We start from the raw sequence: 24,564 nt of genomic DNA on the forward strand, positions 1-24,564 counted from the left end.
CAAATGGCCGGGCACGATACCAACGATCTTGGCCAACCCATCGGCCGGCCGGTTTCGGGCAAGTTTCCGCGCCCGACGCCGCCTTATACACCGATGGAAGGTCAATACTGCTCGGTCGTGCCCCTTGATGTGAACAGGCATGCGCCCGGTCTGTACCGGGCGTTTGCCAATGACACTGATGGGCGGAACTGGACTTATCTGCCCTATGGCCCATTCGACAGCGAAGAAGATTTCGCCGCCTGGACCCGCGCGTCCTGTATGAATGCCGATCCCATGTTCCACACAGTGCTAGACGGTGATGGCACCCCGATTGGCATGGCCTCGTTCCTGCGGATTGAACCTGCGGCCGGTGTGGTCGAGGTTGGGCACATCCATTTCTCACCGCTGCTGCAGCGCAGTCCGAAATCCACCGAAGCGATGTACTTGATGATGCGCCGCGTGTTCGACGAGCTGGGGTATCGCCGGTACGAATGGAAATGCGACGCGCTGAATGCCCCGTCCCGCAGCGCAGCCCAAAGGCTGGGCTTTACCTTCGAGGGCATCTTTCGGCAGGCCACCCATTATAAGGGGCGCAACCGCGATACGGCCTGGTACTCGATCCTCGATACAGAATGGCCGCGCATCCGCTCTGCTTTCGAGGCCTGGCTTTCACCAGATAATTTTGATCAGTCGGGCCAGCAGCGGCAATCCCTGATGGCCCGATCCAGCGACACATCCTAGTCGGAAATCAGAAATTCCATCGACACGTTGACCGAGACCGAAATCTCGCCCGCGGAAACCGGAACGCCGCCCTCAGCCGCCATGTTCATTGCACGCATTTGAGGCATGGGATTGAACCCTCCGGCCTGTTCGCGGATCATCTGAACCGGGCCCAGCGTGACTTCGGCCGCCTGTGCCAGTTGGTTGGCCTTTGCCCTTGCCTCACCCACTGCCTTGGCCCGCGCCTGTGCCTCGAGCGGTGCAGGGTCCTGAATTCCGAAACTCAGCCCGCCGAAATTGTTGGCCCCGTCGTCAATGACCGCATCCATGATGGTACCCAGCTGCGACAGATCGCGAACACGCACCACGACGCTGTTGGATGCGACAAAGCCGGAAATCTCTGGCCGTTCTCCGCTAGAACTGTTCCGCCCAGACCATACCGGCGACAAAGACAGATCACGTGTTTGCACATCACGGGTTTCGATCCCCATCTCATCCAGTCGAGTCAGAATTTTGGCCACCGCATCCGAAGTCGCCTGCATCGCATTTGATGCCTGTGCATTTTCGTTTGTTACACCCAGGGTAATGGTGGCCATATCCGGGGCCACATGCACCATGCCTACCGCATCAACAATGATGCGACGTTCTTCCGCAGTTGCCATCCCTACCGACGTCATGGCCAGCACAGCGGCCAGAAAAGCGATTTTCTTCAATATCTTCCCTCCAATTATCCTGATTTCAACATGGGGCTGCACCGGGTCACGGGGCAAGAGGAGACGGAGGCTTTTTCTTTCCCTCGGCGAGATCCTGCTTTAATGTCGGTCTGCGGACGAGGCATCGTTTGCATTGCAACTGACAATTATGGTTCCTCCGGATTATGAAACCCGCTTTTGCGCTGTCCATTTCTACAACCGGAATTTCTTTGCACCACAATTCCGATGGCGACTGGTTCGCCATAGGTGAGGTGTCGTTGGATGCCTCCAACTTGGAAGAGCAGCTGAAAGCGCTTCGGGACAAGGGGTTTGCGCTTGAAAATGACCTGAGCTGCAAGGTCATCATCCCAAGGGATCAGGTCAAATTCATCAAGGTTGAGGCCGCCGGATCATCCTTCGAAGACACCGAACAGGCTGTGCAAAACGCTGTATCCGATGCCACCCCTTATGATCTGACAGAGCTGGTATATGTCACGGCACATGACGGGGCGACCACATGCGTCGCCGTCGTTCCACGCGATACACTGGAGGAAGCTCGGGGGTTTGTGCTGGGATACGGATTCGTTCCGGTCGCGTTCAGCGCTGCATATGAAACAGATGACTTTCCGACCGAACCGTTTTTCCCGCTTGGGGACGCGCCTGCGACCACAAACGCGCCCAAAGTGATAGCCACAGACCCCGCGCAGGATAGTCCGGTTGTTCACGCGATCGCCGATTCTACCGCTCCGACCAGCTTTTGGCCTGTCCAAAAAGTGGCCGCACCTAACTGGACCTCTCTGCCATCAGTGCGAATTGCAGCGGCGGTGGCTTTGATGTTGGTGGCCGGTGGCATATGGAGTCTTTTCAGAGAAGACAGCCCTGCCCCTGCCCATTCAGAACTGGCCCTGCTGGACGAAACAATATCCCAACTCGAGCCGAGTTCTGGACCTGTCGAGCCCGCAGAGACACCCGCAGCACAGACCGAAGTCACAGTGCCCGAGACTGCAGAGCCAGAAATGGCACCGACCTCTGAATCAGAGCCCGAGCTGTCTGCAACCGACCAGGCCATTCTTGAGGCGCTGAACGTTGCGCCCGCGTTGGTAGACGAAATCGAGCTTGAGCCTGAACCTCAGTTAGTTCCGACACAGCCGGAGATCGAAATCACGTCACCGGGCCTTTTGATAGCGCCAGCGCAGGATCCGCAAATTGAGCTGTATCTGGCCTCCAAAGACGACTCGAATCTGTCGCGTGATGCAATCGCATTGCCGCCAGTACACACATACGACACCGACCTGCCATTTGATTTCGAACCACTTTCAACCGCTGCCGGGGCTAGGTTCAGCCTTGATGAGCGCGGGCTGGTAATACCAACCAAAGAAGGCGTCTTGAACCCGGACGGAGTGGTTGTCTATTTGGGAACACCTTCTAAAACTCCCCCTCCATCGGCTTTGGTCCGGCTGGAAAAGGCACCTGTTGAGGAAGTGGTCGACAACAGGCTGGCGACATTGCGACCAAAACCAAGGCCCGAGAACCTGGCCGAAAATTTTGAACGGCAACGGCTTCAAGGGCGTACATTGAAGGAATTGTCCGGAATTCGCCCGAAACCGCGCCCGGAATCCCTGTTGCGTGCCCCGCCGCCGCCGGAATCGACTGAGCCCCTTGCGGAAATGAGGGTGCCGCGCCCCAAACTCCGACCGGCCGGGCTGACTCGGCAGGCCAGTGCAGGTACTGCGACTTTGGGTTCGGCAGCTGGAATTGAACAGCTCAACAATGAGGTTGGAACGTTCCAGCCCAAAACCACAGCGCCCAAAATCCCATCCTCGGCTTCGGTTGCACGGCAGGCCACAATCGACAATGCAATCAACCTGCGGAAACTGAACCTGATCGGGGTTTACGGCAGCCCATCCAATCGCCGCGCATTGGTTCGGCTGCCCAGCGGCAGGTACAAAAAGCTTAAGATCGGGGACAGGCTTGACGGCGGCAATGTCATTGCTATCAGCGACAATGAATTGCGCTATCAGAAACGCGGGCGAAACGTGGTTCTCAAGATGCCACGTGGTTAGGAGGCGGCCTGCGCGGGTGACCACGCAGGATTACCTTCTTGCATCAAGCTGCTGAAATTTCTCCACTTTCAATCTGCTCTCGCTCGATGGATTCGAACAGCGCCTTAAAGTTACCCTCGCCAAACCCATCGTCGCCTTTGCGCTGAATGAACTCGAAGAAAATCGGTCCGATGACCGTTTTCGAGAAGATTTGCAGCAGAATCCGGGTCTCACCTCCGTCCAGAACCCCCTCTCCATCAATCAGGATGCCGTGCTTCATCATCCGGTCCAACGGCTCTTCATGATCGACCACGCGGGTTTTAGACAACTCATAATAGGCTTCGTTCGGGCCGGGCATGAACTTCAACCCCTTTTCGGCAATCGCATCGGTCGAGGCATAGATATCCTCGCTGCCCACAGCGATATGCTGGATGCCCTCGCCCTTGTATTTCTTCAAGTAGGAAACGATCTGCCCGGTTTCGCCGCGATCTTCGTTGATCGGAATGCGGATACGCCCGCATGGAGACGTCAGCGCGCGGCTAAAAAGACCGGTGAATTTGCCCTGAATATCAAAAAAACGGATTTCACGGAAGTTGAACAAATCACCATAGAACTTGAACCACTTGTCCATATTGCCCTTGTAAACATTGTGGGTCAGGTGATCGAGATAATAGAACCCATCCCCCCGGGGCTTGGACTGTTCGGTCCATGTGAATTCCTGATTATAGGGCGATGTTTCGTAATATTGATCAATGAAATAGATCAACGATCCGCCAATCCCCTTGATTGCAGGCACATTCAGTGTCTTGTCTGCCGCGTCATAAGGTTCAGCCCCTTTCGCTACAGCGTGCTCATAGGCTTTCTGCGCATCCACGACGCGCCATCCCATCGCCGGAGCACAAGGGCCATGCTCGCCCACGAACCGGGCAGAATAGCTGTCGGGATCTGCATTCAGGATGTAAGTCACATCACCCTGTTGCCACAACTCAATCGCAGGCTTGTCCTTGTGGTGACCGACCAGCGCGAATCCCATCTTTGCGAACAGATCGCGCAGCTCTTGCGGCTCGGGATGTGCGAACTCGACAAACTCGAACCCATCGGTTCCGGCGGGGTTTTCATCCGATATGATTGATTTCGGGGCGTTGTGAGGGAAAGGACCCATGGCGCGTCTCCGTTAATACAGGAATTTATTTGCTGATTTCAAAATACGTCTTAATCGGCACTTTTTTCGCGCATAGTTTTCCAATAACTTAAAGGAGCGCGCGTAAATTGCGCATAAGATTGGCCAATCACGGAGTTTTTCCGCACATGCTTGATTCCACTGATACGCGCCTGCTGTCAGCGCTGCAGAAAAACGCCCACCTAACAGCACATCAACTTGGAGAGATGTTGAACCTGTCGCCCAGTCAGGCTGGTCGCCGGCGCCAACGGCTGGAAGCTGAAGGGTATATCACCAGCTATGTCGCACGCCTCGATCCTCTAAAGTTAGGGTTGCAGGTGCAGGGTTTTGTTCAGGTTCATCTGAGTACGCACGGCCCCGAGCAATCTGAAGGCTTTGCCCGTATGGTCGAAACACGCGCCGAAATCACCAGCGCATGGACAATGACAGGTGAGGCCGATTATTTACTACATGTCTATTGCGACGATCTATCCGCGCTTAATCGCTTGCTTCATCAGGTAATCCTTCCACATCCTGCAGTGGCTCGGATACAAAGCCAAATCGTTATGGATCAGCTCAAACGCGACGCCCCCCTGCCCACCTGAGCGCATTGAAAGGACGATCATGGACAACTTCCTTTACCAGGCGACGATCTATCTGGCTGCGGCTGTGATCGCCGTGCCACTTTCGGCGCGTCTGGGACTGGGCTCTGTACTGGGATATCTGGCCGCGGGCCTTGTCATAGGGCCGTTGTTCGGATTGGTGGGTGCGGAAACGGAAAACCTGCAGCATGTGGCTGAATTCGGCGTAGTCATGATGCTGTTCCTGATCGGACTTGAACTGGAACCGCGCGCTCTTTGGGATATGCGGGACAGGCTTTTGGGGCTTGGCGGCCTCCAGGTGCTTTTATCGACCGCAGTGATCGCCAGCGTCGCCATGTATGCAAATCATCCATGGTCCGTAGCCCTGGCAGTGGGGTTGACGCTTTCCCTGTCATCAACTGCGATTGTTTTGCAGACCCTGTCGGAAAAGGGCTTGATGAAAACGAATGGAGGACGGGCGACCTTTTCAGTACTGCTGACTCAGGACATCGCGGTCATACCAATCCTGGCACTGCTTCCACTGCTGGCTCTGCCTGCCATTCCCCAGATTGCAAATGACGGATCTATCAACCGCATATCCTCGGGGCACCACGGCGCGGCGCATCATAGCTTGTCATTGGTCGAGGGGTTGCCAGGGTGGGCGGTAACGCTTGTCACCATTGCCGCGATCGGTTTCGTCATTCTTGCCGGAGTGTACCTGACCAGGCCCTTGTTCCGCTTTATTCATGCGACCCGCCTCCGCGAGATGTATACGGCGCTGGCGTTGATGATTGTGGTTGGCATTTCCTTCCTGATGACGCTGGTTGGCCTGTCACCCGCTCTGGGCGCGTTTCTTGCAGGTGTGGTGCTGGCCAGTTCCGAGTTCCGGCATGAAATGGAGAGCGACCTAGAGCCGTTCAAAGGCCTTTTCCTTGGTCTGTTTTTCATCACCGTTGGTGCAGGCATCGATGTCGCCTATTTCTTTGACGACCCCTTCGACCTGATCGGACTGGCCCTGTTGGTAATCTTGGTCAAAGGGATCATTCTGTTCCTGGTTGGCCGCGCCTTTAAACTGCGCGGGCGCGATCACTGGCTGTTTACACTGGGGCTGGCGCAAGCGGGTGAGTTCGGCTTTGTCCTGCTGGCGTTTTCGACCCAGCAGAATGTGATTCCAGGGGATCTGTCACAAAAACTTCTGATGATCATTGCGCTGACCATGCTGATCACGCCGCTTTTGTTCATCATTTATGATCTTCTCTCGCGCCGGATGGGGGATGGCACACCGGCACCCGAACCGGATGAGATCGACGAGAAAGGCCCGGTCATCATCGCCGGGATCGGGCGATTTGGTCAGATCGTCAATCGTCTGGTGCAGGCAAGCGGGTTCAAAACCATCGTTCTTGACCATAACATCGAAACCATCCAGTTGATGCGTCGCTTTGGCGTAAAAGGGTTCCTGGGGGATCCGACCCGTCCGGAACTGTTGCGCGCGGCCGGCCTTGAAAAAGCATCTGTTCTGGTGGCTGCGATGGATGATCGCAAGAAGGTGACGCGTCTTGTCGGCTATGCGCGCCGCCAGCGCCCAGACCTACACATCGTCGCGCGGGCACGGGATCGGACCCATGTGTACGAGCTGTATCAAGCCGGCGCGAACGACATAGTGCGCGAGACATTCGATGGCTCATTACGGGCCGGGCGATATGTGCTCGAGAATGTGGGTCTCAGCGAATACGAGGCAGCGCAGGCCGAACAGACTTTCTACCACCATGATCGCATGTCGGTTCGTGAACTGGCAGAGCTCTGGATTCCCGGGCTGCCCACCGCCGAGAACAAAAAATACATCGAGCGTGCGCAGCAGCTGGAAAAAGACCTTGAGACCGAACTGCTGGAATTGGCAGAAGAAAACGACAAAAAATCGGCCTGACCTTCAACTGACGGTCAGGCCGCGCGGATCAACCGTCCGAGACGCCAGCTTCGGCAAAGGTCGCCATGCCGGAATGACAGGCAACAGCGCTTTTGAGGATATTGATCGCCAGCGCCCCGCCAGAGCCCTCACCCAGTCGCAGCCCCAGCTTCAGCAAAGGCTCTTTACCGAGCTTGGCCAACACAGCGCCATGCGCACCTTCCGCGCTCTGGTGCCCGGCGATCGTGTGATCCAGCGCGCTCTCTGAAAGGTCAGACAGACACGCGGCGGCGGCTGAGCAGATAAAGCCATCCAGAATAACCGGAATGTGCAGCGCGCGTGCGGCGGCAATGGCTCCGGCCATAGCGGCGATCTCGCGTCCGCCCAGACGGCGCAGAATCTCTAGCCCATCGCCCGAACCGCCATGTAGCGTAACACCTTCGGCCACCACACGGGTTTTGTTTGCCAATCCCGCATCATCGACACCTGTTCCGCGACCAGTCCAATCGCCCGCCTGACCTCCGAACAAGGCGCAAGCAATCGCCGCTGCGGGGGTCGTGTTGCCGATACCCATTTCACCAACAACAAGAAGATCGGCGTCTGGTCTGACTGCAGCCCACCCGGTGCGCAGCGCCTGCAACAGGTCGTCCTCTGACATAGCTGGACCTGATGTGAAATCCGCGGTCGGTCGTTCAAGCTCCAGCGCGTGGACATCCATCGTTGCCCCAGCCGCCTTGGCCAGCTGGTTGATGGCCGCCCCGCCATGTTCAAAGTTCAACACCATCTGCACGGTCACTTCCGGCGGAAAGGCCGAAACACCCTGTGCTGTGACACCGTGGTTTCCGGCAAACACGATAACCTGCGGCGAGGTGATCTGCGGGCGGGCATCCCCGCGCCAGCCTGCATACCAGATTGCCAGGTCTTCCAACCGACCAAGCGCGCCCGGAGGTTTGGTCAGCTGCCCATTACGGTCAGTCGCCCCTTGCGCAGCGGCATCATCGGGCCCGGAGGCTTGCCGGACAGCTTCGCGGAAAGAATTCAGATTGTTAATTTCGGGCAGCATCCAAAGCCTCGTTGCATCAGAGTGGTCCTGCGTGTTTAACCGAAGCGATCAAACCGACAAGACCCTGAAAGGCGCAGGAGTGCTAAAAAACGACACCAAGCTCATTTCTGCCTGGGATATTCCGCTGGCTTTGGTCCTGTTGACGCGTTTGCCCGTGCCGCGGCTGCCTGACAGAGTGTTCTCGCGTCAGGCCAGTGCCGTTTGGGCCTTTCCATTGACGGGGCTTGTTGTCGGCCTGTTGGCCTGTGCCGTGGGATGGATGGCGACGGCCATGGGGCTGCCGTCGATAGCGTGTGCCATGCTTGTCGTTCTTGTCCTGACCATCACCACCGGCGCGATGCACGAGGATGGGCTTGCAGATACCGCCGACGGGCTGTGGGGCGGTTTCACGCCTGAACGGCGGCTAGAGATCATGAAGGACAGCCACATCGGCACCTATGGCGTCCTTGCCCTGATTTCTTCGCAACTGCTGCGCGTGTCGTTGATTGCCGCGATCCTTTCGAATGCGGGTTTTACCACCATATTGGCCGCATGCATCGTTTCGCGGGCTATGATGCCTGTTGTTATGTCCGTCCTTCCAAATGCCCGCCAATCAGGCCTTAGCCATTCAGTGGGCGCACCCGGATCGACCGCGGTGATACTCGGCGGGGCCATGGCGCTGCTGCTCACTCTGCCAATGATCGGGTTGCAGGTGGTTTTCCCTGCGCTGATTGCCGCTTTCTCTGCGGTGGCAATGGCGATGCTAGCCAAGGCCAAGATCGAGGGTCATACCGGTGACATACTGGGCGCCACTCAACAACTGGCCGAGTTAGGGTTTCTTATGGCCGTAGCTACGCAGGTTTAGTGGCCCCGATTTCAATAGGTGACTGCAATATAAAAAGGCCACCTCCTTGCGGGGATGGCCCTAAAATTCTGATTTCAGCAGGTTCAGGCCGCCGCTGCCGCGCGCGAGGTCAGAACCTCATCCACCTGCCTGGCCGCGGACACTTCACCTGCGCCGGATACTGCCGCGACTTCGCGGGTCAGACGCTCAAGCGCGGCTTCATAAAGCTGACGTTCGGAATAGCTCTGTTCGCGCTGATCATCGGTGCGGTGCAGATCGCGGACAACTTCGGCAATCGAGATCAGATCACCCGAGTTGATCTTTTGTTCATATTCCTGTGCCCGGCGGGACCACATGGCACGCTTGACCTTGGCCTTGCCCTTCAGCGTTTTCATCGCCTGGCTGATGACATCCGGCGAGCTGAGCGACCGCAGACCAGACTCGGTCGCTTTGTTGGTCGGCACGCGCAGGGTCATTTTGTCTTTCTCAAAGGAAATGACGAACAGCTCGAGCGAGTATCCCGCAACTTCCTGCTCTTCAATCGAAATGATCTGACCGACACCATGGGCCGGGTAAACAACATAGTCGTTGGGACGAAACTCAAGCTTCTTCGACTTAGACATACAGGTTCTTCCTTGGTTACGAGAGCGCGGGACAGACAACAAAACGACCCACCCCGTGCCAGTACGGCCCGGTCAGGTTGCTGTGTTTTCAACTAATCAGAACTCCAAAGCGAGCATACTTACGGAGTCATCCCCATCTCAATCAACGTTCAATTTCTGAGTGTATCACAAAATTGAGACACTCGAAAGGCTGCCCCTTTCCACATGAAAGAAAGGTGTTAAGAAACAGATAGATAAGGCGCCATCCCACTGCTGAACTGACAAGTTCAGAGCGCGAATCGCTTAGCCGCCTTCGCCGGGGGCCTCAGAGAAATATTTCTCCATCTTACCCTCTTCGCCATCACGCTCTTCTGCGTCGGGCAGCGGGTCTTTCTTGGTCACGATCACCGGCCACTGCTCAGAGAACTTGCGATTGAACTCAACCCATTGATCCATGCCCGGCTCAGTATCCGGACGGATGGCGTCAGCGGGGCATTCCGGTTCGCAAACGCCGCAATCGATGCATTCGTCGGGATGGATGACCAGCGTGTTTTCACCTTCATAGAAACAATCCACCGGGCAAACTTCGACACAGTCGGTGTATTTGCAGGCAATGCAGTTTTCTGTGACAACATAAGTCATGGTGAATTTCCCGTTTGCGGTTTGGGCGTCTAGCTAAATCAGTATGGCGTCAGCTTCAAGATATGTTCAGCTATCTTGATTGCGAGAAAGATCAAGTAGACGCCGATCCTTCTTGGTCGGACGACCTTTTCCCTCAAACCCCGGATTTCGCGGCTGTGTGTCCTGCTTTTCGGTCAGATCGGTATATAATGTCTGCGCCTCAGAGGCCGGTCCGCGCCGATCACCCAGTTTTTCGATACGCACAACGCGCACAATCCGCCCCTGTGGGAAGGTCAGAACATCGCCCGGGGCCACAGGCTGCGCCGGTTTCAGGATCCGGTTTCCGTTGACGCGGACATGGCCGCCACTGACCTGCTTGGCGGACAGGCTTCGGGTCTTGAAGAACCGCGCCTGCCACAGCCATTTATCGATCCGAAGCCGGGCCTCGGTCATCAGGCTTTAGTTGCCTTCCTTCAAACCCATAAGCGCGGCCGCGAACGGGTTATCGGGATCAATGGGCTTTTCTTTCCTGGGCGGACGAGATGAGAAGGTCTTGGCACCCTGCGGCTTGCCACCTTTCTTGCCCTGCGGCTTGCCCCGGCCATCCTGAGGCTTACCGCGCGGCTTACCTTTGCCCTGCCCCTGTCGCTGTTCGCGGCGTGGGCCTTGGTTGGCCTGACGCTGACGGCCCCAAGTGAAGGTATAAAAGACCTCAACTTCGGGTTCATCTGTTGCGGCTGTCGGCGCGGTGGCCTCGGCTGCTGCCTCGGTGCTTTCGGTGGCCTCGGCTGACGCCTCGGTGGGTGCGGCGACCTCTTCGGGGGTTCCCTCTGGTGCGGGCACTTCCTCGGAGGCAGCTGCTTCCGTGGCCTCTGCGGCAGGTAGCTCTGCCGGTGCGGGCTTAACCTTTTCACGCTCGGCGCGTTCGGCCTTGTAGCCCAGCCCCTGCATCAGGTCGGCGAATTGTTCCAGCGTCATACCGGTGATCGACAGCATGTCAGGCTTGGCCTCGAACCCACCACGGCTGTCTTCAGCGCGCAGCATGTCGGCCAGACGTTCCAGCATGTCGATCCGGATCGAGCGTTCGCCCGCATCGCGATAACCACACATAGTGTCATAACCGTCAGGTGCGCCTTTGGCGATGGGCACAGTAACAAGACCCGGAGGCGGCGCGTCGGGAAATTCCTGCAGGCCATTTGCCAATGCCCACAGAACAAGACGCAGACGCGTTGGGGCCGGTTTCAGCAGCAGCGGCATGAAAATGGTGAACTGACCAAAGCGGATACCGTGTTTGCGCAGCGCGCCACGGGCGTCCTGATCCAGATCCTTGACGTCTTGCGCGACACCTGCGCGCGGCAATACGCCTAGCGCCTCAACCATGCGGAAGGCAAAGCCCCTAGCCAGCCCATTGAGTTCTTCATCGCGCGACAGGTTCAGCAACGGCTCGAACAGTGCGGCCACTTTGCGGTCGATGAAATGCTGCAGGCGACGCTGAACTTTCTGTTCAACATCGGGGCCCGCGGCCTCGTCCACAAAAACCTCGACCAGCGGCTTGAGAGGCTCTGCCCCGGCAACCAGCTTGCCAACGGCATATTCACCCCACATCAAGCCACCCTGATCGGTAAAATCAATTTCGGTATCGGGTGCATTATAGAAGCGATCGGCACGCAGATGGAATTGCGGCGCGAGGGCTTGCAAGGACGCCGATTTCAAGGCTTTCGCCTCGGCTCCTTGCGCGCTTTTGTCCGGACTGAACCGGAACCCTTCCAGACGACCGACGAATTCACCTTCGACGGTCACTTCACCCTTGTCATTTACTTCGGCCAAAAGGGCCTCCTTCTGTTTGAGCCGGCGCAACAAAACGGATGTGCGCCGGTCCACAAATCTCTGAGTCAAACGGTCATGCAGAGCGTCTGACAGCCTGTCTTCTACAATGCGCGTCTCATCACGCCAATGGGATTCGTCACGCACCCAACCATTTCGTTGCGCAACGTAAGTCCAGGTGCGAATATATGCCAACCTTTTTGACAGTGCATCTATATCGCCATCCGTTCGGTCGATCCGGCGGATTTGCCGCGCCATAAAGTCATCCGGGATCGAACCACCTTCATGCAGGTGGCCAAAAATCACTTCGATCTGGCTGGCATGTTCGGCATGGCTGATGCCGCGAAAATCGGGGATTCGGCAAACATCCCACAACAAACGAACGGATTGCGGATCACTGGCACGGGCCGCAATTTCGGCAACTTGCGACAAGGATTTAAGCACATTCAGATCATCTGCCGGACGGGCTTTGATCAGGTGTTCGCTATCCGGGCTAATCTCGAGCGTGTGGATCAGAGCGTCAATCGAACCAAACTGCAAGGCGGCATTCCGCCAATTCAGTTTTTTCATCGGCGCAAAGCGGCTGTCCATAATGGCCTGCGCGACACCGTCGTCCAGAGGCGGCGCCTCGCCGGTCACGCCGAAGGTTCCATCGGACATTCCGCGCCCTGCGCGGCCAGCAATTTGGGCAAGTTCATTCGGGGCCAGGGGCCGCATCCGCCGGCCATCGAATTTGGTCAGGGACGAGAACGCAACATGGTTCACATCCAGGTTCAACCCCATCCCGATGGCATCGGTGGCAACCAAATAGTCGACCTCACCATTCTGATAGAGCTCAACCTGTGCATTCCGTGTACGCGGGCTAAGCGCCCCCATGACCACAGCCGCCCCACCCTTTTGACGGCGTAGCAGCTCGGCGATGGCATAGACGTTGTCGACCGAAAACCCGACGATGGCGCTGCGCGGTGGCATGCGGCTGATTTTCTTGGAACCGGCATAGACCAGTTGCGACATCCGCTCGCGCCGGACGAATTGTGCTTCGGGCACAAGTGCCGCGATGGGGCCGCGCATGGTATCGGATCCCAGAAACAGGGTTTCATTGGTGCCGCGCGCGCGCAGCAACCTGTCGGTGAAGACGTGGCCGCGTTCCGGGTCGGCGCAGAGTTGGATTTCGTCGATAGCCACAAAATCGGCACCCATGCCTTCGGGCATCGCCTCGACCGTACAGACCCAATATTTCGCACGCGGCGGTACGATACGTTCTTCCCCGGTGATCAGCGCCACCACCGACGGTCCGCGAATGGCGACGATTTTGTCGTATACCTCGCGCGCAAGCAGGCGCAGCGGCAGGCCGATCACCCCCGTGCGGTACCCCAGCATACGTTCGATTGCGTAATGGGTTTTGCCTGTATTGGTCGGGCCAAGTACGGCCACGATTCGGGATGACCCGCTCACCTTTGCCCCCTGCCCCCGGTTCTCAGAGGGCCGAGCCCTCGACCTGGGCTTTCAGTCGATTCACTGCATTGGTTACTTCTTCGTAATGGGGATGTATAGCCAAGGCATGGGAATAGGCCGCAAATGCCTTTTCGGGCTGACCCAGAATCTCAAATATCAATCCAAGCCCGTAGATGGCCTCATAGTTGTTCGGGTTCAGCGTCAGGGCATGTTCCAGATCTGCGGCAGCCATCCCGAACCTTTCGATCCCAAAAAACGCAGAGGCCCGCGCGTGCCAGCCTTCGGCGAAATCAGGCGCGTGGTCTGTCAGGGCCGTCAAATGCTCGATCGCGGCATAGGTGTCACCATCATCAAGTGCTTCGCGCCCACGCTCCAGCAGCAGGTCGGCCGAGGCCGAACCCGATTGCGACCAGAGCGCCCGTAACTGGCGGTCGATTCCAGTCGCCTGGTCCGGTGTGGCCTGTGCAAGGTTCTGCAACAACTCGGTCTCGTCGCGGGAATCCTCCTGCTGCGCAAGGCAAGTGGAGGAAAACATGACTAGGACAAAAAGTGCCGCAACGGTACCTTTGAGATTGTTGATTGCATTGCTCATAACAAGTGTCAGTGTAGCGTTGCGACCGAGGATGTCCATTCACGGCGTACTAACAAAATGAGGAAGATCATGAGCGATTCATTGGAAAAAGCCGCAGCAGTGCTGAATGAGAAACTGTCGGGCGGCGATTTCGACGCATCGGCTAAATTTGCCATCGCGGATTTGGGCGCGATCGTAGTTGATGCAAGCGGCGCGCGCATCAGCGATGAAGAAACGGACGTGACTTTGAACGCTGATGCGGACACGTTCGAGCAAATTCTCAATGGTGATCTGGACCCGACAAGCGCCTTCATGGCCGGAAAACTGAGCATTGACGGCGACATGGGCGCGGCAATGAAACTCGCCTCGGCCCTGGCCTGATGGAATACCCGTCGGCCCCTTTGTTCGAAGACGTGGCTGGCGGCCCCGCTGGCGGTGTTGCTCATTGGTTGAACACCGCCGACGGTACCCGAATTCGCGTGGCGCATTGGCGCCCCGAAGGTACAGCGAACGGGACTGTCATGCTGTTTCCCGGTCGCACTGAATACATCGAAAAATACGGTGATGCGGCGAGTGAATTCGTCAAGCGTGGCTTTGCCGTGCTGGTGATCGACTGGCGGGGTCAGGGATTGGCAGACCGGTTGCTTGACGATCCGCGGGTTGGCCATGTCAATAAATTCACTGACTATCAGCAAGACGTAGATGTGTCGCTAGAGCTGGCCACAAAGCTTGATCTGCCCAGGCCCTGGCATGTTATCGGCCACTCTATGGGCGGTGCCATTGGATTGCGGGCAGTTTTGGAAAACGATTGTTTTGCTACCTGTGTTTTTACCGGTCCGATGTGGGGGATTTTCTTTACGCCCCTTATGAAACCCATCAGCCGGTTGACCGCAAATTGGGCCCCACGACTGGGGTTTGGCGAAAAGACCCCCCCGACCACTTCACTGGACAGTTATGTTCTGACACAGCCTTTCGAAGGCAATAGCCTGACGCGCGATCCTGCCATGTACAAAATGATGCAGGATCATCTGGCCAAGTATCCCGAACTTTCCCTTGGTGCACCGTCGACGATCTGGCTGCGCGAGGCATTAGATGAATGCGACTGGTTGATGGTGCAGACTGCCCCAGCCATTCCATGCCTGACATATCTTGGCTCCCACGAGCAGATTGTGGACCGCAAGGCCATCCGCGCACGCATGGCAAACTGGCCGAACAGCACGTTGATCGAAATTCCAGACGGTGAACACGAAGTCCTGATGGAACCGCCAGAGGTGCGCGACCCTGCATTTGAGCAAATCGCCACGCATTTCAAAGCTGCATAGACGGATCACCCCCTGGAACCGGCGCTTTCCCTTTGACTGTCCGCTTGTGATCCTCGCCGGTCGCGCCTAGATGTTTGCCAAAGCAGATTTTCGAGGTGATCCATGCGCGACCTTCCTTTTCCAGTACGTGACGCAAACGCAGTCGGCGGGGCCGATAATCTTGGCAACCTGCCGGAATGGGATCTGACGGATCTCTATGCTTCGGAAGACGCGGCCGAGCTTGCGCGTGACCTGGACTGGTTGGAAACCGAATGCGCCGCCTTTGCCGCAGATTACGAAGGCAATTTGGCGGATCTTGATGCCCAGGGCTTGCTGACCTGCGTGTTGCGGAACGAAAAGATCAATTCGATCGCCGGGCGTATCATGTCCTTTGCCGGACTGCGCTATTATCAGCTGACGACCGACGCCGAGCGCGCCAAGTTCCTCTCGGACATGCAGGAAAAGATCACTGTCTTTACCACACCGCTGGTGTTCTTCACGCTGGAAATCAATCGCCTCGACGACGACGCGCTAAAAGCGCATTTCGACGCCAACACCGATCTGGCCCGTTACGAGCCCGTATTCCGCCGCATCCGCGCAATGAAACCCTATCAGCTATCTGACGAGCTTGAAAAATTCCTGCACGATCTGGGTGTTGTTGGCGATGCCTGGGAACGCCTGTTCGACGAGACCATCGCGGGCTTGACCTTTGATGTTGACGGAGAAGAGTTGAACATCGAAGGCACACTCAACCTACTGACCGAGCAGGACCGCAGCAAACGCGAAGCGGCTTCTCGCGAATTGGCCCGCGTGTTTCAAGACAACGTCAAGACCTTCGCGCGCGTTCACAACACGCAGGCCAAGGAAAAGGAAATCGTCGACCGCTGGCGCAATATGCCGACCGCGCAGACTGGTCGCCATCTGTCGAATGACGTCGAACCCGAGGTCGTCGAGGCCCTGCGCGAGGCGGTCGTGGCCGCTTACCCCAAGCTGAGCCACCGGTATTACGAGCTAAAGCGCAAATGGCTGGGTCTGGACGTGATGCAGGTCTGGGATCGCAACGCACCCCTGCCGATGGAAGACACGCAGATTGTCGGCTGGGATGACGCCGAGAAAACCGTGATGGATGCCTATGAGGCCTTTGATCCGCGTATGGGTGAGATCGCCGCGCCGTTCTTCTCGAAGGGTTGGATTGATGCCGCGGTGAAACCGGGCAAGGCGCCGGGCGCCTTTGCGCATCCCACTGTTACCGACGTCCATCCTTACGTGATGCTGAACTATCTGGGAAAACCGCGCGACGTGATGACACTGGCGCATGAGCTGGGCCACGGCGTCCATCAGGTGCTGGCCGCCGATCAGGGAGAGATGCTGTCATCCACCCCGCTGACGCTGGCCGAAACCGCTTCGGTTTTTGGCGAAATGCTGACCTTCCGCAAAATGCTGGACAAGGCCGAAACGCCGGAACAGCGCAAGATTCTGCTGGCTGGCAAGGTCGAGGACATGATCAACACGGTCGTGCGCCAAATCGCCTTCTATGACTTCGAATGCAAACTGCACGCCGCCCGGCGTGAAGGCGAATTGACCCCGGACGACATCAACGCCTTGTGGATGAGCGTTCAGGCCGAAAGCCTCGGCCCCGCATTTGAATTCATGGAAGGGTATGAGACGTTCTGGGCCTATATCCCACATTTCGTGCACTCGCCCTTCTACGTCTACGCCTATGCCTTTGGTGATGGCCTCGTGAACGCGCTCTATTCCGTCTACGAAAGCGGCGCGGACGGGTTCGAGGACAAGTATTTCGACATGCTGCGCGCCGGTGGATCAAAACACCACAAAGAGCTGCTGGCCCCGTTCGGTCTGGATGCCAGCGATCCCAAGTTCTGGGACAAAGGCCTGTCGATGATCTCGGGCTTTATTGACGAGTTGGAGGCGATGGAGGGCTGAAGCCGCCTGAAGCGGAGACGGTGATGTCTGCTTTGCGGACTTTGCTGCCGTACGCACCTAGTCACTTTGTAGCTCCTCTCGCACCTGCATGAGGATTTCTCCTAGTCGATTGAGGCCCGCTCCGTCAGGTCCAATTCCCCAGTAGGCATCCATTGGAGCATTCTCCGCAATGCGTGCGTTTCCCGTAGATAGGAGCAGTTCGCGCGGAAGCTCGTGGGTCTGGAACTTGCGTCTAACTGCGTCCAGCATGATTTCCTCTTTAATATCTTCCCAATCGCTTCGCAGTTGGATTTTTCTTGTCATACCTAGCGCCTTAGCGTCTTTTGGCTTTCCGCAAATTCTGATGCGTTCGCGATAATCTTCATCGTGAAACTTCATTGCTTGGAAGTAATGCTCAACGGTCCGCCACCACCGGTCACCAAAAGCGACACCATATGGCGCAAAGTTCGAAAACTCGGAGTAGGCGTCTGTTTGCGCGTAGAAATAGACTGTGTTCTCTGGCTCTTGGGTCATATGTGTATGACTGTCACAACTGACACAGTTTACAAGTAGGTTTGGGCTCGAACCGGTCATCTGACGGTTTCAGTAGGTCACCGGGTCGGTTCAGACGGCATCAAGGTCCGGCTAGCGGACAAACGAACGAATAGTCCGAATGTCCGCTTCGGGACGTCAGACACCTACGAATTCTTCCAGAGTATACCCGTTTTCATATACTTCGGTTTTGGTCCGAGACAGGCTCAAGGCCGATGTATTGCTGCCAAACAATCCAACTCCGGTTCCCAAGATACATGGCGCTCGCTTGAGGATCAGCCTGTCGATCAATCCTTCGACGAGCATCCATCCTGCGAACTCTCCTCCGCCGCACAAATATACCGGGCCATCAGATTCTCGGGCTATCTGCCGAATATCGTCTGGATCTGGCCGCTTTAGAACCGATACCTCGGATTTCTCAGGCAACTGAAACGTGTTTGAGAACACAATCGTGTTCATGTGCGGATATGGGTTCTGTCCGGGTTCTAGTCCGTATTCATAGCCAAACTCATAGGTCTTCCGGCCCATGATTGCTGTCTTGTAGCCTTCAAGCCGATTGGCATAGTCGTCGACAACGGGCCCTTCATGGGCGAATTTCGAAATGTCTCCAGACAACCCAGAGATAAACCCGTCAAGCGATACGGCGACGTCATAGATAATGGGATGCATCTGCTGCTCCTGTACAATGATTTCCAATGAAGCCAGTTAGCTTCGTGCAGGGTGGAAATTACTTGATCACTGACAGGGCACTCCTCAGATTGAACGCGTCACTAGATGAGTTTCGTGGTCTGGTCAACGTTGCGTCAAATGGGCATTCGAGCAAAAAGCAGCATCCTCTACTTTGGGCTCAAAGCAAACATAATAAACTCACCTCAACTGACTGTCCTTCGACCCGCGCCGGTTGATACCGCCGCGCTTTTTATGCGCCCCGTCGCGTTCTTGCTGGCACTCGAGGCACAGTTTCACGCCCGGCAGTGCAGTGCGGCGCTTTTCGGGGATTGGTTCTTCGCATTCGGCACAATGGGTCAGGCTTTCGCCTACGGGCCGTTTCTGGGCCTGCATTCGGGCCAACTCATCCGAAATGGATGCTTCGATCTGTTCGCTTACTGCGCCGTCGCGCGCCCAGCCACCTGCCATCGGGATGCCTCCTGTTAAGGTGTTAGCCGATTTTGCGGCGATTCAAGAAGCGTGGCAAGTCATGGCAGCGCCACTGCATTCTCCAGCACACGGTCAATCACTTCCTGCGTGCCGCGTGAAAACTCCAGCGGGCACGGATATTCGGCACCCTCACGGACCGACCGACAAAAAGCTTCGACCTGCAGCTTATAGTGATCGTCCGCGGGGAAACGTGTGACCTGTATTTCCAGGCCGGGGCGGTGCAATTCGACACGCGCCTCTCCGAACACACGCGGATTGAACGGCGCAGTCAGCCGGATCATGCCGCGGTCGCCATGAAACACCATCTCTTGATGCGGATGCATTCGGATCGAGACATAGCTGGAATAGGTGAAACTCGGGAATTGAGCGCGAATCTCGGTAAAAGCGTCGACCCCATCCTCCCACCGGATGGCGGATTCGACCTGAACCGGCTCCTGCCCGGTGACAAAGCGCGCGCTGCCAATCACATAGACGCCAATATCACGCAGCCCACCTCCGCCGGTCTCAGCCCGGTTGCGAATGTTTGCCGTATCCGCCCGGCTGTCAAAGCTGAACGCACCCGTCACATGGGCCAAATTCCCGATCGCCTTGTCGGCGATCAGCTTGCGTACAAACTTCCATTGAGGGTGTTGGACGATCATATAAGCCTCGGCCGCCAACAATCCGGTCTCATCCCGTTTGTTGATCAATGGGGCAAATTCGGACACGGTCATAGCCATCGGCTTTTCACACAGCACATGTTTACCGGCGTCCAGTGCCTTAAGGCTCCATTCGACATGCAAATGGTTGGGCAGCGGGATGTAAACGGCCTCAATCTGTGGGTCGTTCAGCAACGCATCATAACTGTCATAAACCGTCAAATCCGGGCAAAAGGCCTGAAACGGTTCGGCTTTGGCGGGATCGGACGTCGCAAGGCCTGCCAGACGCGCGCCCTCAGCTGCGTGGATTGCAGGGGCCATATATTGCCGCGCGAATTTCGCAGCTCCCAATACGCCCCAATTCACCGGATTCTGCATCATGGACACCCCCTATGGCTTTGATCCGGTCTGTTGTAATCGCCCTCAGTCCGAGTGTCATTAGCGCTAACACAAATAGAAAACCCGGCACGACCAATGTCGCACCGGGTCCGTTCAATAAACGAAGAGGTCAGGCTGTGGCCAGCATCCCTTTTTCGCGGGCAAGCTCTCGCATCTTCTTCTGAAGTTTCTCAAAAGCGCGGACTTCAATCTGGCGAATGCGTTCGCGACTGACATTGTACTGCGTACTCAGCTCTTCCAGTGTGACGGCCTGATCCATCAGGCGGCGTTGGGTCAGAATGTCTTTTTCCCGGTCATTCAAAACTTCAAGAGCAGCCGCCAACAGCTCGCGGCGGGCGTCGAGCTCATCGCGGGCCTCATAGTCGCCCGCCTGATCGGCATCCTCGTCCTCAAGCCAGTCCTGCCATTGCATGGTGCCTTCGCCCTCGGACCCGACGGTCGCATTCAGAGAGGCGTCGCCACCGGACATCCGGCGGTTCATGCTGATCACTTCTGCTTCGGTCACACCAAGGTCATTTGCGATCCGGGCCACGTTTTCCGGACGCAGGTCGCCCTCTTCCAGCGCACCGATGCGTGCCTTAGCTTTGCGCAAGTTGAAAAACAGCTTTTTCTGCGCCGAGGTTGTACCCAGTTTGACCAAAGACCATGACCGCAGAATGTATTCCTGAATCGAGGCGCGAATCCACCACATGGCATAGGTCGCCAGCCGGAATCCTTTTTCCGGGTCAAACCGTTTCACGGCCTGCATAAGACCGACATTGGCCTCGGAGATCACTTCGGCCTGTGGCAGCCCATAACCGCGATAACCCATAGCGATCTTGGCCGCCAACCGTAGGTGGGAGGTCACCATTTTATGTGCAGCTTCAGTATCTTGCTTCTCAACCCAGCTTTTGGCCAGCATGTATTCTTCTTCTGGCTCCAGCAGGGGAAACTTCCGAATTTCCTGCATATAGCGGTTCAGCCCGCCTTCCGGCGTCGGCGCGGGGAGATTTGCGTAATTGGCCATGTTTCTTGTCCCTCCGACAAATGTTTAAGTCGTTAACATGGATATGGGAGGTCGTCCCGATCCGTTCAAGAGGTACCGTTAACAGTTTGAAATTAACGTTTGATAAAGGAAACCTAAGAAAACGTTATTCACGTAACTTTGCTTATTATGTCAGCGGTGTGCGCAGCTGTTCAATCAGATTTTCCATATCATCCGGCAACACAGCCTCGAAGCGAAGGTTTTCACCCGATATCGGGTGCTCAAAACCCAAAACCGCAGCATGAAGCGCCTGACGAGGAAAGTCTCGTACGGCCTCTGCGGCAGCCGCGCTAAAGGCTTTGGCTGCGAGTTTCCGCTTGCCCCCATAAACCGGATCACCGACCAGACCATGACCGGCATGGGTCATGTGAACCCGAATCTGATGTGTGCGGCCCGTTTCCAGCCAGCATTCGATCAGAGCCAGCCCCTGCGGCGCCCCAAACGTTTCGACCAGGCGGGCGCGCGTGACAGCGTGGCGACCACCGTGAAACAGCACAGCCTGTCGTTGCCGGTCTGTCTTGTGACGGGCCAGCTGAGTGGTGATCCGCATGATGTTTCCGGGCTCAAAGCTGACACCTTTGACGCCGCGCAACCGGGGATCATTGGCATCCGGGACACCGTAACAGATGGCGCGATAATAGCGTTCGACACTATGCGCCTCGAACTGCGCGGCAAGCCCGTGATGGGCCGCGTCGGATTTGGCCACCACCAGCAACCCGCTGGTTTCCTTGTCGATACGGTGCACAATGCCGGGGCGTTTGACCCCGCCCACACCGGACAGGTCATCACCGCAGTGATGCAACAACGCATTAACCAATGTCCCGTTCGGAGAACCCGGCGCAGGATGCACAACCATACCCGCCGGTTTATTGATCACGATCAGGTCGGCATCCTCGAACACGACCTCCAGCGGGATGTCTTCGGGGCCGATATGGCTGTCTTCGGCCTCGGCCACGGTGATCGCCACCACTGCGCCTTCGGCCACCTTGGCCTTGGGGTCGCGGGTGGCGGTTCCGTTGATCATCACGGCCCCCTCTTCGATTAACTTCCCCAATCGGGTCCGCGACAGGCTTTCCCCCGCTGGCACATCGCGGGAAAGCGCCTTATCAAGGCGGGGCGGCGGATCGGCCGCGATTTGAAACTCAATCTGGCGAGTGCCCATGACTGTCCCTTCCGAACCCCAAGAACCGCAGGAAACGCCGCAGCTTCGCCTGCTGCGGAGAATGGTCATGCTGCTGACCGCGGTGATGATTGGCGGGGTTCTAGTGACATTCGCACTGATTGTCATCCGGCTATCGGACCGGACCCCCACCCTGCCTGATCAGGTTGAGTTGCCCGATGGCGCAAAAGCGCAGGCGGTCACCATTGGAAACAACTGGTTTGCGGTTGTGACTGATGACAATCGCATCCTGATCTTTGACAAAACCACTGGCCGGCAGCGCCAGGAAATTACCGTCGAATAAGGTCAACCCTCTAGCGCCATGCGAAACACGATCTCGGATGCCTGGCGCAGCGCCTGATATTCCGCGGCTGTGTCCCGGCGAAACGACTGATCATGCATGCTCAACCTGACAGGGGCAAAAAGCTGCGTCCGGTCGGGAAAGAACTCTTGATGAAAACTCACATCTTCATTTGCCATAAACGCGTCCAGCCAGGCGCGTTCATCCGGTTCAAGCACATCATTCTTACGCATCATCACGGGATCATCGACAGCCCGACGTCGCAACTGGCGACTTTTCTTGCGTCCCATAGCCCTTGTGACCACACCAAACGCCTCACACGCGGCTCTTGAATGCGAAGGATTGGACGATGTTTCGGTCTTGCTGCCCAAGGGCAGTTGGACGCCGATGCGATCCAGAAAATCATCGACAATGTTGCCATTGGCCATTTCAGAGCGCTCATACAGCATAGGCACCAACGAGACGCCCGGAAAAGCTGACCTTATCCGAGCCGCAGCACTGGCAAAGCTGAAACGCTCAGGATGCGCACGTATCTCGTCCAGCTGGGTACTAATATATTCAGAGCCGCCCCCGGCAAGCCTGCCGTTCTTTGCCCTTTGTTTATAGTCGGCTTCGAAAAAGTCAGAATATCTACGGCAGTAGAAAGCAATCCTCATCTCACGCGCGGGGATCTCAGCGAAAATCTCGGCCAGTTTGTGCAGATCGACTGAGTACAACATCTCAGACGATACCAAGCATGCCTTATCCTCATGCTCAGCATATTCCCTTGCCATCGCTTCGCGCAGGGCGGTGACCGGCTGATCGGTTTGGTTCATGTGGAAGGCAATCAGGTTATGACTGCTGGCCAGACGCCCCTGCCCCTCGGTTCGCCTGCGGCCCGTTTCCATATAGTGTAATCCGGCCCCAGCCATCACTTGACCGTTTTTGCGAACAAACCCCTGTAACGCGGTCGACCCAGTCTTGGGCATTCCTATGTGTAGCCAAAGCATGAAACGTTCCTATTCGCCAAGCGACCTCAGGTCTCGGCCTTGGCTGAGAACCCGGCGGTCATCTGACGCATGAGGTCTTGCATCTCAGGTTGTTCGCGCAACTGGGCAACCTGCTGGCGATGCAGATCGCAGGTCATATGGTGCAGGCGTGCCGTCTCAGCGTCTGACAGCATTTCGTAGTACAAAGCCCGTTTCCGATCGAGGATTGTGTCGATCGAGGTCTCAGTTTCGGCGTTTTGGTTCATCATGTTCCAATATTCCATCCCAAGGCTTTCCCCCAGATGATGGGCCCGACCACGCATTTTCTTGACCAGATAACTTTCACAGGATTTCAGAGCATAGTGATTGATCTGAACATGCTCGTACCCGACGGAGTCCCGCGCCGATCGCCAACTGGCAGTAAAATACCTTTCGGGCATCGGTTGACCGGATCCGTTGTACCAATGGCATTCTTCCATCGTTTCAACGGTCGGCCTTTTCGGTCGATGGACACCGAGCGCATCCCATACGCCGCGTTGGAACATAGTCTTAAAGCCCCAAGCTTGCGGCGGTCGAAAAATACGCTCAGGTGCAGCTTGGCGAAACTGATCCGACAGGAAACGGTCCTCGTACCGAACAATGCCGGCGTTTCCGAATAGACGCCAAGTCATTGAAATCGTTTTTGCATCCGGCATGGCACCCGTCAGCGCACGCAATGTATGGTCGCCGGTTCTGACGTTAATATGTTCATCCGCGTCGATAACGATCACCCAATCCTGTGGACGGGCCACTTCCATTTTCAGAAAGGCGTTATAGGCGCGTTTTTGCGGGCTGGTCTGACGTCTCGAGTTGTTGTCGACATGCGTGACAATGCCAAGGTCATGCAATCGCTGCAGCAAGGCATCAGTACCATCGGTACAGTCATTGGTCATGACCACAATCTGGTCCACACCAATGGCACGATTATGGGCGATCCATTCAAGAACGAATGGTCCTTCGTTCTTCATAGGGGTAACGCTGATATATCGAGGATCCTGTTCGGCCATACCTGACTGCCCTGCTTGTTTTCATTGCCCCGGTGGTATCGGAGATTTGTTTAAGATTTT

The 24,564-nt window shown here is 56.6% G+C and carries 25 protein-coding genes; 9 read left to right on the top strand and 16 right to left on the bottom strand.

Features of this window, described 5'->3' with window-relative positions:
• Positions 1-3 precede the first annotated feature (3 nt).
• On the top strand, positions 4-720 hold the full coding sequence (locus AC2FH0_RS04905) for a GNAT family N-acetyltransferase (RefSeq protein WP_496788710.1): 717 nt from the start codon (positions 4-6) through the stop codon (positions 718-720).
• On the opposite strand, the gene AC2FH0_RS04910 is transcribed toward AC2FH0_RS04905, so the two are convergent.
• Positions 717-1,412: an SIMPL domain-containing protein gene (locus AC2FH0_RS04910; RefSeq protein ID WP_496788711.1), complete on the bottom strand. Its 696-nt coding sequence runs from the start codon at positions 1,410-1,412 to the stop codon at positions 717-719. The genes AC2FH0_RS04905 and AC2FH0_RS04910 overlap by 4 nt on opposite strands.
• 164 nt (positions 1,413-1,576) lie before the next feature.
• On the opposite strand from AC2FH0_RS04910, the gene AC2FH0_RS04915 reads away from it, so the two are divergent.
• On the top strand, positions 1,577-3,454 hold the full coding sequence (locus AC2FH0_RS04915; RefSeq protein ID WP_496788712.1) for a hypothetical protein: 1,878 nt from the start codon (positions 1,577-1,579) through the stop codon (positions 3,452-3,454).
• 43 nt (positions 3,455-3,497) lie between these two features.
• Here the strand turns inward: AC2FH0_RS04915 and hppD are convergent, their stop codons facing one another.
• On the bottom strand, positions 3,498-4,595 hold the full coding sequence (gene hppD, locus AC2FH0_RS04920) for a 4-hydroxyphenylpyruvate dioxygenase (RefSeq protein WP_281994757.1): 1,098 nt from the start codon (positions 4,593-4,595) through the stop codon (positions 3,498-3,500).
• 146 nt (positions 4,596-4,741) lie between these two features.
• Here hppD and AC2FH0_RS04925 point away from each other — a divergent pair, with 146 nt between their 5' ends.
• Together AC2FH0_RS04925 and AC2FH0_RS04930 are read left to right on the top strand one after the other, a co-directional pair.
• A complete protein-coding gene (locus AC2FH0_RS04925) occupies positions 4,742-5,197 on the top strand; it encodes an Lrp/AsnC family transcriptional regulator (RefSeq protein WP_142634408.1) in 456 nt (151 codons plus the stop codon).
• Between the two features lie 19 nt (positions 5,198-5,216).
• Complete coding sequence (locus AC2FH0_RS04930; protein WP_496785331.1) at positions 5,217-7,097, top strand: monovalent cation:proton antiporter-2 (CPA2) family protein; 1,881 nt, start codon at positions 5,217-5,219, stop codon at positions 7,095-7,097.
• A 28-nt stretch (positions 7,098-7,125) separates the two neighbouring features.
• Here AC2FH0_RS04930 and cobT read toward each other — a convergent pair whose 3' ends face one another.
• Positions 7,126-8,139 carry a nicotinate-nucleotide--dimethylbenzimidazole phosphoribosyltransferase gene (cobT, locus tag AC2FH0_RS04935; protein WP_496700109.1) on the bottom strand — a complete coding sequence of 338 codons (1,014 nt, stop codon included), beginning with the start codon at positions 8,137-8,139 and terminating at the stop codon, positions 7,126-7,128.
• 31 nt (positions 8,140-8,170) lie between these two features.
• Between cobT and cobS the strand changes: the two genes are divergently transcribed.
• A complete protein-coding gene (gene cobS, locus AC2FH0_RS04940) occupies positions 8,171-8,983 on the top strand; it encodes an adenosylcobinamide-GDP ribazoletransferase (protein WP_496788714.1) in 813 nt (270 codons plus the stop codon).
• 83 nt (positions 8,984-9,066) lie between these two features.
• Here cobS and AC2FH0_RS04945 read toward each other — a convergent pair whose 3' ends face one another.
• The 5 genes from AC2FH0_RS04945 to AC2FH0_RS04965 all read right to left on the bottom strand — a co-directional run bounded on the left by AC2FH0_RS04945 (position 9,067) and on the right by AC2FH0_RS04965 (position 14,095).
• Entirely contained in the window at positions 9,067-9,585 is a 519-nt protein-coding gene (locus AC2FH0_RS04945; protein ID WP_142634416.1) for a CarD family transcriptional regulator, read from the bottom strand.
• Between the two features lie 282 nt (positions 9,586-9,867).
• The gene (gene fdxA, locus AC2FH0_RS04950; RefSeq protein ID WP_085821728.1) at positions 9,868-10,206 is read right to left on the bottom strand and encodes a ferredoxin FdxA; all 339 of its coding nucleotides are present in this window, start codon (positions 10,204-10,206) and stop codon (positions 9,868-9,870) included.
• 66 nt (positions 10,207-10,272) lie between these two features.
• Positions 10,273-10,638, bottom strand: a complete 366-nt coding sequence (locus AC2FH0_RS04955) for an RNA-binding S4 domain-containing protein (protein WP_496788716.1) — start codon at positions 10,636-10,638, stop codon at positions 10,273-10,275.
• A gap of 6 nt (positions 10,639-10,644) precedes the next feature.
• Positions 10,645-13,464 (bottom strand): helicase-related protein, encoded by a 2,820-nt coding sequence (locus AC2FH0_RS04960; protein WP_496690726.1) that lies wholly within the window; start codon positions 13,462-13,464, stop codon positions 10,645-10,647.
• Between the two features lie 22 nt (positions 13,465-13,486).
• Entirely contained in the window at positions 13,487-14,095 is a 609-nt protein-coding gene (locus AC2FH0_RS04965; protein WP_496788717.1) for a tetratricopeptide repeat protein, read from the bottom strand.
• 30 nt (positions 14,096-14,125) lie between these two features.
• Between AC2FH0_RS04965 and AC2FH0_RS04970 the strand changes: the two genes are divergently transcribed.
• From AC2FH0_RS04970 to AC2FH0_RS04980, 3 genes are all read left to right on the top strand, one after another.
• Positions 14,126-14,416, top strand: coding sequence for an SCP2 sterol-binding domain-containing protein (locus tag AC2FH0_RS04970; RefSeq protein ID WP_142634424.1), 291 nt, complete (start codon positions 14,126-14,128; stop codon positions 14,414-14,416).
• Positions 14,416-15,357 (top strand): alpha/beta fold hydrolase, encoded by a 942-nt coding sequence (locus AC2FH0_RS04975; protein ID WP_496788719.1) that lies wholly within the window; start codon positions 14,416-14,418, stop codon positions 15,355-15,357. Before AC2FH0_RS04970 ends, AC2FH0_RS04975 begins: the two co-directional genes overlap by 1 nt.
• 102 nt (positions 15,358-15,459) lie before the next feature.
• A complete protein-coding gene (locus tag AC2FH0_RS04980; protein WP_281994761.1) occupies positions 15,460-17,280 on the top strand; it encodes a M3 family oligoendopeptidase in 1,821 nt (606 codons plus the stop codon).
• Between the two features lie 57 nt (positions 17,281-17,337).
• Here AC2FH0_RS04980 and ybiA read toward each other — a convergent pair whose 3' ends face one another.
• The 6 genes from ybiA to AC2FH0_RS05010 form a co-directional block, all read right to left on the bottom strand.
• The gene (ybiA, locus tag AC2FH0_RS04985) at positions 17,338-17,793 is read right to left on the bottom strand and encodes a riboflavin biosynthesis intermediates N-glycosidase (protein ID WP_496788720.1); all 456 of its coding nucleotides are present in this window, start codon (positions 17,791-17,793) and stop codon (positions 17,338-17,340) included.
• Positions 17,794-17,949: 156 nt separating this feature from the next.
• Entirely contained in the window at positions 17,950-18,480 is a 531-nt protein-coding gene (locus AC2FH0_RS04990) for a dihydrofolate reductase family protein (RefSeq protein WP_496788721.1), read from the bottom strand.
• Positions 18,481-18,678: 198 nt separating this feature from the next.
• Positions 18,679-18,948, bottom strand: a complete 270-nt coding sequence (locus AC2FH0_RS04995) for a DksA/TraR family C4-type zinc finger protein (protein ID WP_496785360.1) — start codon at positions 18,946-18,948, stop codon at positions 18,679-18,681.
• A 59-nt stretch (positions 18,949-19,007) separates the two neighbouring features.
• Positions 19,008-19,985 carry a Gfo/Idh/MocA family protein gene (locus AC2FH0_RS05000; RefSeq protein ID WP_496788773.1) on the bottom strand — a complete coding sequence of 326 codons (978 nt, stop codon included), beginning with the start codon at positions 19,983-19,985 and terminating at the stop codon, positions 19,008-19,010.
• Between the two features lie 130 nt (positions 19,986-20,115).
• On the bottom strand, positions 20,116-21,012 hold the full coding sequence (gene rpoH, locus AC2FH0_RS05005; RefSeq protein ID WP_142634432.1) for an RNA polymerase sigma factor RpoH: 897 nt from the start codon (positions 21,010-21,012) through the stop codon (positions 20,116-20,118).
• Positions 21,013-21,157: 145 nt separating this feature from the next.
• Positions 21,158-22,192 carry an RluA family pseudouridine synthase gene (locus tag AC2FH0_RS05010; protein ID WP_281972271.1) on the bottom strand — a complete coding sequence of 345 codons (1,035 nt, stop codon included), beginning with the start codon at positions 22,190-22,192 and terminating at the stop codon, positions 21,158-21,160.
• Here AC2FH0_RS05010 and AC2FH0_RS05015 point away from each other — a divergent pair.
• Positions 22,191-22,493, top strand: a complete 303-nt coding sequence (locus AC2FH0_RS05015; protein WP_142634436.1) for a DUF6476 family protein — start codon at positions 22,191-22,193, stop codon at positions 22,491-22,493. The two genes, AC2FH0_RS05010 and AC2FH0_RS05015, sit on opposite strands and share 2 nt — an antisense overlap.
• Positions 22,494-22,495: 2 nt before the next feature.
• Here the strand turns inward: AC2FH0_RS05015 and AC2FH0_RS05020 are convergent, their stop codons facing one another.
• Both AC2FH0_RS05020 and AC2FH0_RS05025 read right to left on the bottom strand, forming a co-directional pair.
• The gene (locus AC2FH0_RS05020) at positions 22,496-23,458 is read right to left on the bottom strand and encodes a hypothetical protein (protein WP_496709306.1); all 963 of its coding nucleotides are present in this window, start codon (positions 23,456-23,458) and stop codon (positions 22,496-22,498) included.
• 47 nt (positions 23,459-23,505) lie between these two features.
• Positions 23,506-24,504, bottom strand: a complete 999-nt coding sequence (locus tag AC2FH0_RS05025) for a glycosyltransferase family 2 protein (RefSeq protein ID WP_496690732.1) — start codon at positions 24,502-24,504, stop codon at positions 23,506-23,508.
• Between the last annotated feature and the right edge of the window lie 60 nt (positions 24,505-24,564).

The organism is Ruegeria sp. CDSC051, from assembly GCF_059610665.1.

Coding starts and splice junctions, on each gene's coding strand:
- AC2FH0_RS04905 (WP_496788710.1), top strand. CDS start 4: ATGGCCGGGCACGATACCAACGATCTTGGCCAACCCATCGGCCGGCCG.
- AC2FH0_RS04915 (WP_496788712.1), top strand. CDS start 1,577: ATGAAACCCGCTTTTGCGCTGTCCATTTCTACAACCGGAATTTCTTTG.
- hppD (WP_281994757.1), bottom strand. CDS start 4,595: ATGGGTCCTTTCCCTCACAACGCCCCGAAATCAATCATATCGGATGAA.
- AC2FH0_RS04925 (WP_142634408.1), top strand. CDS start 4,742: ATGCTTGATTCCACTGATACGCGCCTGCTGTCAGCGCTGCAGAAAAAC.
- AC2FH0_RS04930 (WP_496785331.1), top strand. CDS start 5,217: ATGGACAACTTCCTTTACCAGGCGACGATCTATCTGGCTGCGGCTGTG.
- cobT (WP_496700109.1), bottom strand. CDS start 8,139: ATGCTGCCCGAAATTAACAATCTGAATTCTTTCCGCGAAGCTGTCCGG.
- AC2FH0_RS04945 (WP_142634416.1), bottom strand. CDS start 9,585: ATGTCTAAGTCGAAGAAGCTTGAGTTTCGTCCCAACGACTATGTTGTT.
- fdxA (WP_085821728.1), bottom strand. CDS start 10,206: ATGACTTATGTTGTCACAGAAAACTGCATTGCCTGCAAATACACCGAC.
- AC2FH0_RS04955 (WP_496788716.1), bottom strand. CDS start 10,638: ATGACCGAGGCCCGGCTTCGGATCGATAAATGGCTGTGGCAGGCGCGG.
- AC2FH0_RS04965 (WP_496788717.1), bottom strand. CDS start 14,095: ATGGACATCCTCGGTCGCAACGCTACACTGACACTTGTTATGAGCAAT.
- AC2FH0_RS04970 (WP_142634424.1), top strand. CDS start 14,126: ATGAGCGATTCATTGGAAAAAGCCGCAGCAGTGCTGAATGAGAAACTG.
- AC2FH0_RS04975 (WP_496788719.1), top strand. CDS start 14,416: ATGGAATACCCGTCGGCCCCTTTGTTCGAAGACGTGGCTGGCGGCCCC.
- AC2FH0_RS04980 (WP_281994761.1), top strand. CDS start 15,460: ATGCGCGACCTTCCTTTTCCAGTACGTGACGCAAACGCAGTCGGCGGG.
- ybiA (WP_496788720.1), bottom strand. CDS start 17,793: ATGACCCAAGAGCCAGAGAACACAGTCTATTTCTACGCGCAAACAGAC.
- AC2FH0_RS04990 (WP_496788721.1), bottom strand. CDS start 18,480: ATGCATCCCATTATCTATGACGTCGCCGTATCGCTTGACGGGTTTATC.
- AC2FH0_RS04995 (WP_496785360.1), bottom strand. CDS start 18,948: ATGGCAGGTGGCTGGGCGCGCGACGGCGCAGTAAGCGAACAGATCGAA.
- AC2FH0_RS05000 (WP_496788773.1), bottom strand. CDS start 19,985: ATGCAGAATCCGGTGAATTGGGGCGTATTGGGAGCTGCGAAATTCGCG.
- rpoH (WP_142634432.1), bottom strand. CDS start 21,012: ATGGCCAATTACGCAAATCTCCCCGCGCCGACGCCGGAAGGCGGGCTG.
- AC2FH0_RS05015 (WP_142634436.1), top strand. CDS start 22,191: ATGACTGTCCCTTCCGAACCCCAAGAACCGCAGGAAACGCCGCAGCTT.
- AC2FH0_RS05010 (WP_281972271.1), bottom strand. CDS start 22,192: ATGGGCACTCGCCAGATTGAGTTTCAAATCGCGGCCGATCCGCCGCCC.
- AC2FH0_RS05020 (WP_496709306.1), bottom strand. CDS start 23,458: ATGCCCAAGACTGGGTCGACCGCGTTACAGGGGTTTGTTCGCAAAAAC.
- AC2FH0_RS05025 (WP_496690732.1), bottom strand. CDS start 24,504: ATGGCCGAACAGGATCCTCGATATATCAGCGTTACCCCTATGAAGAAC.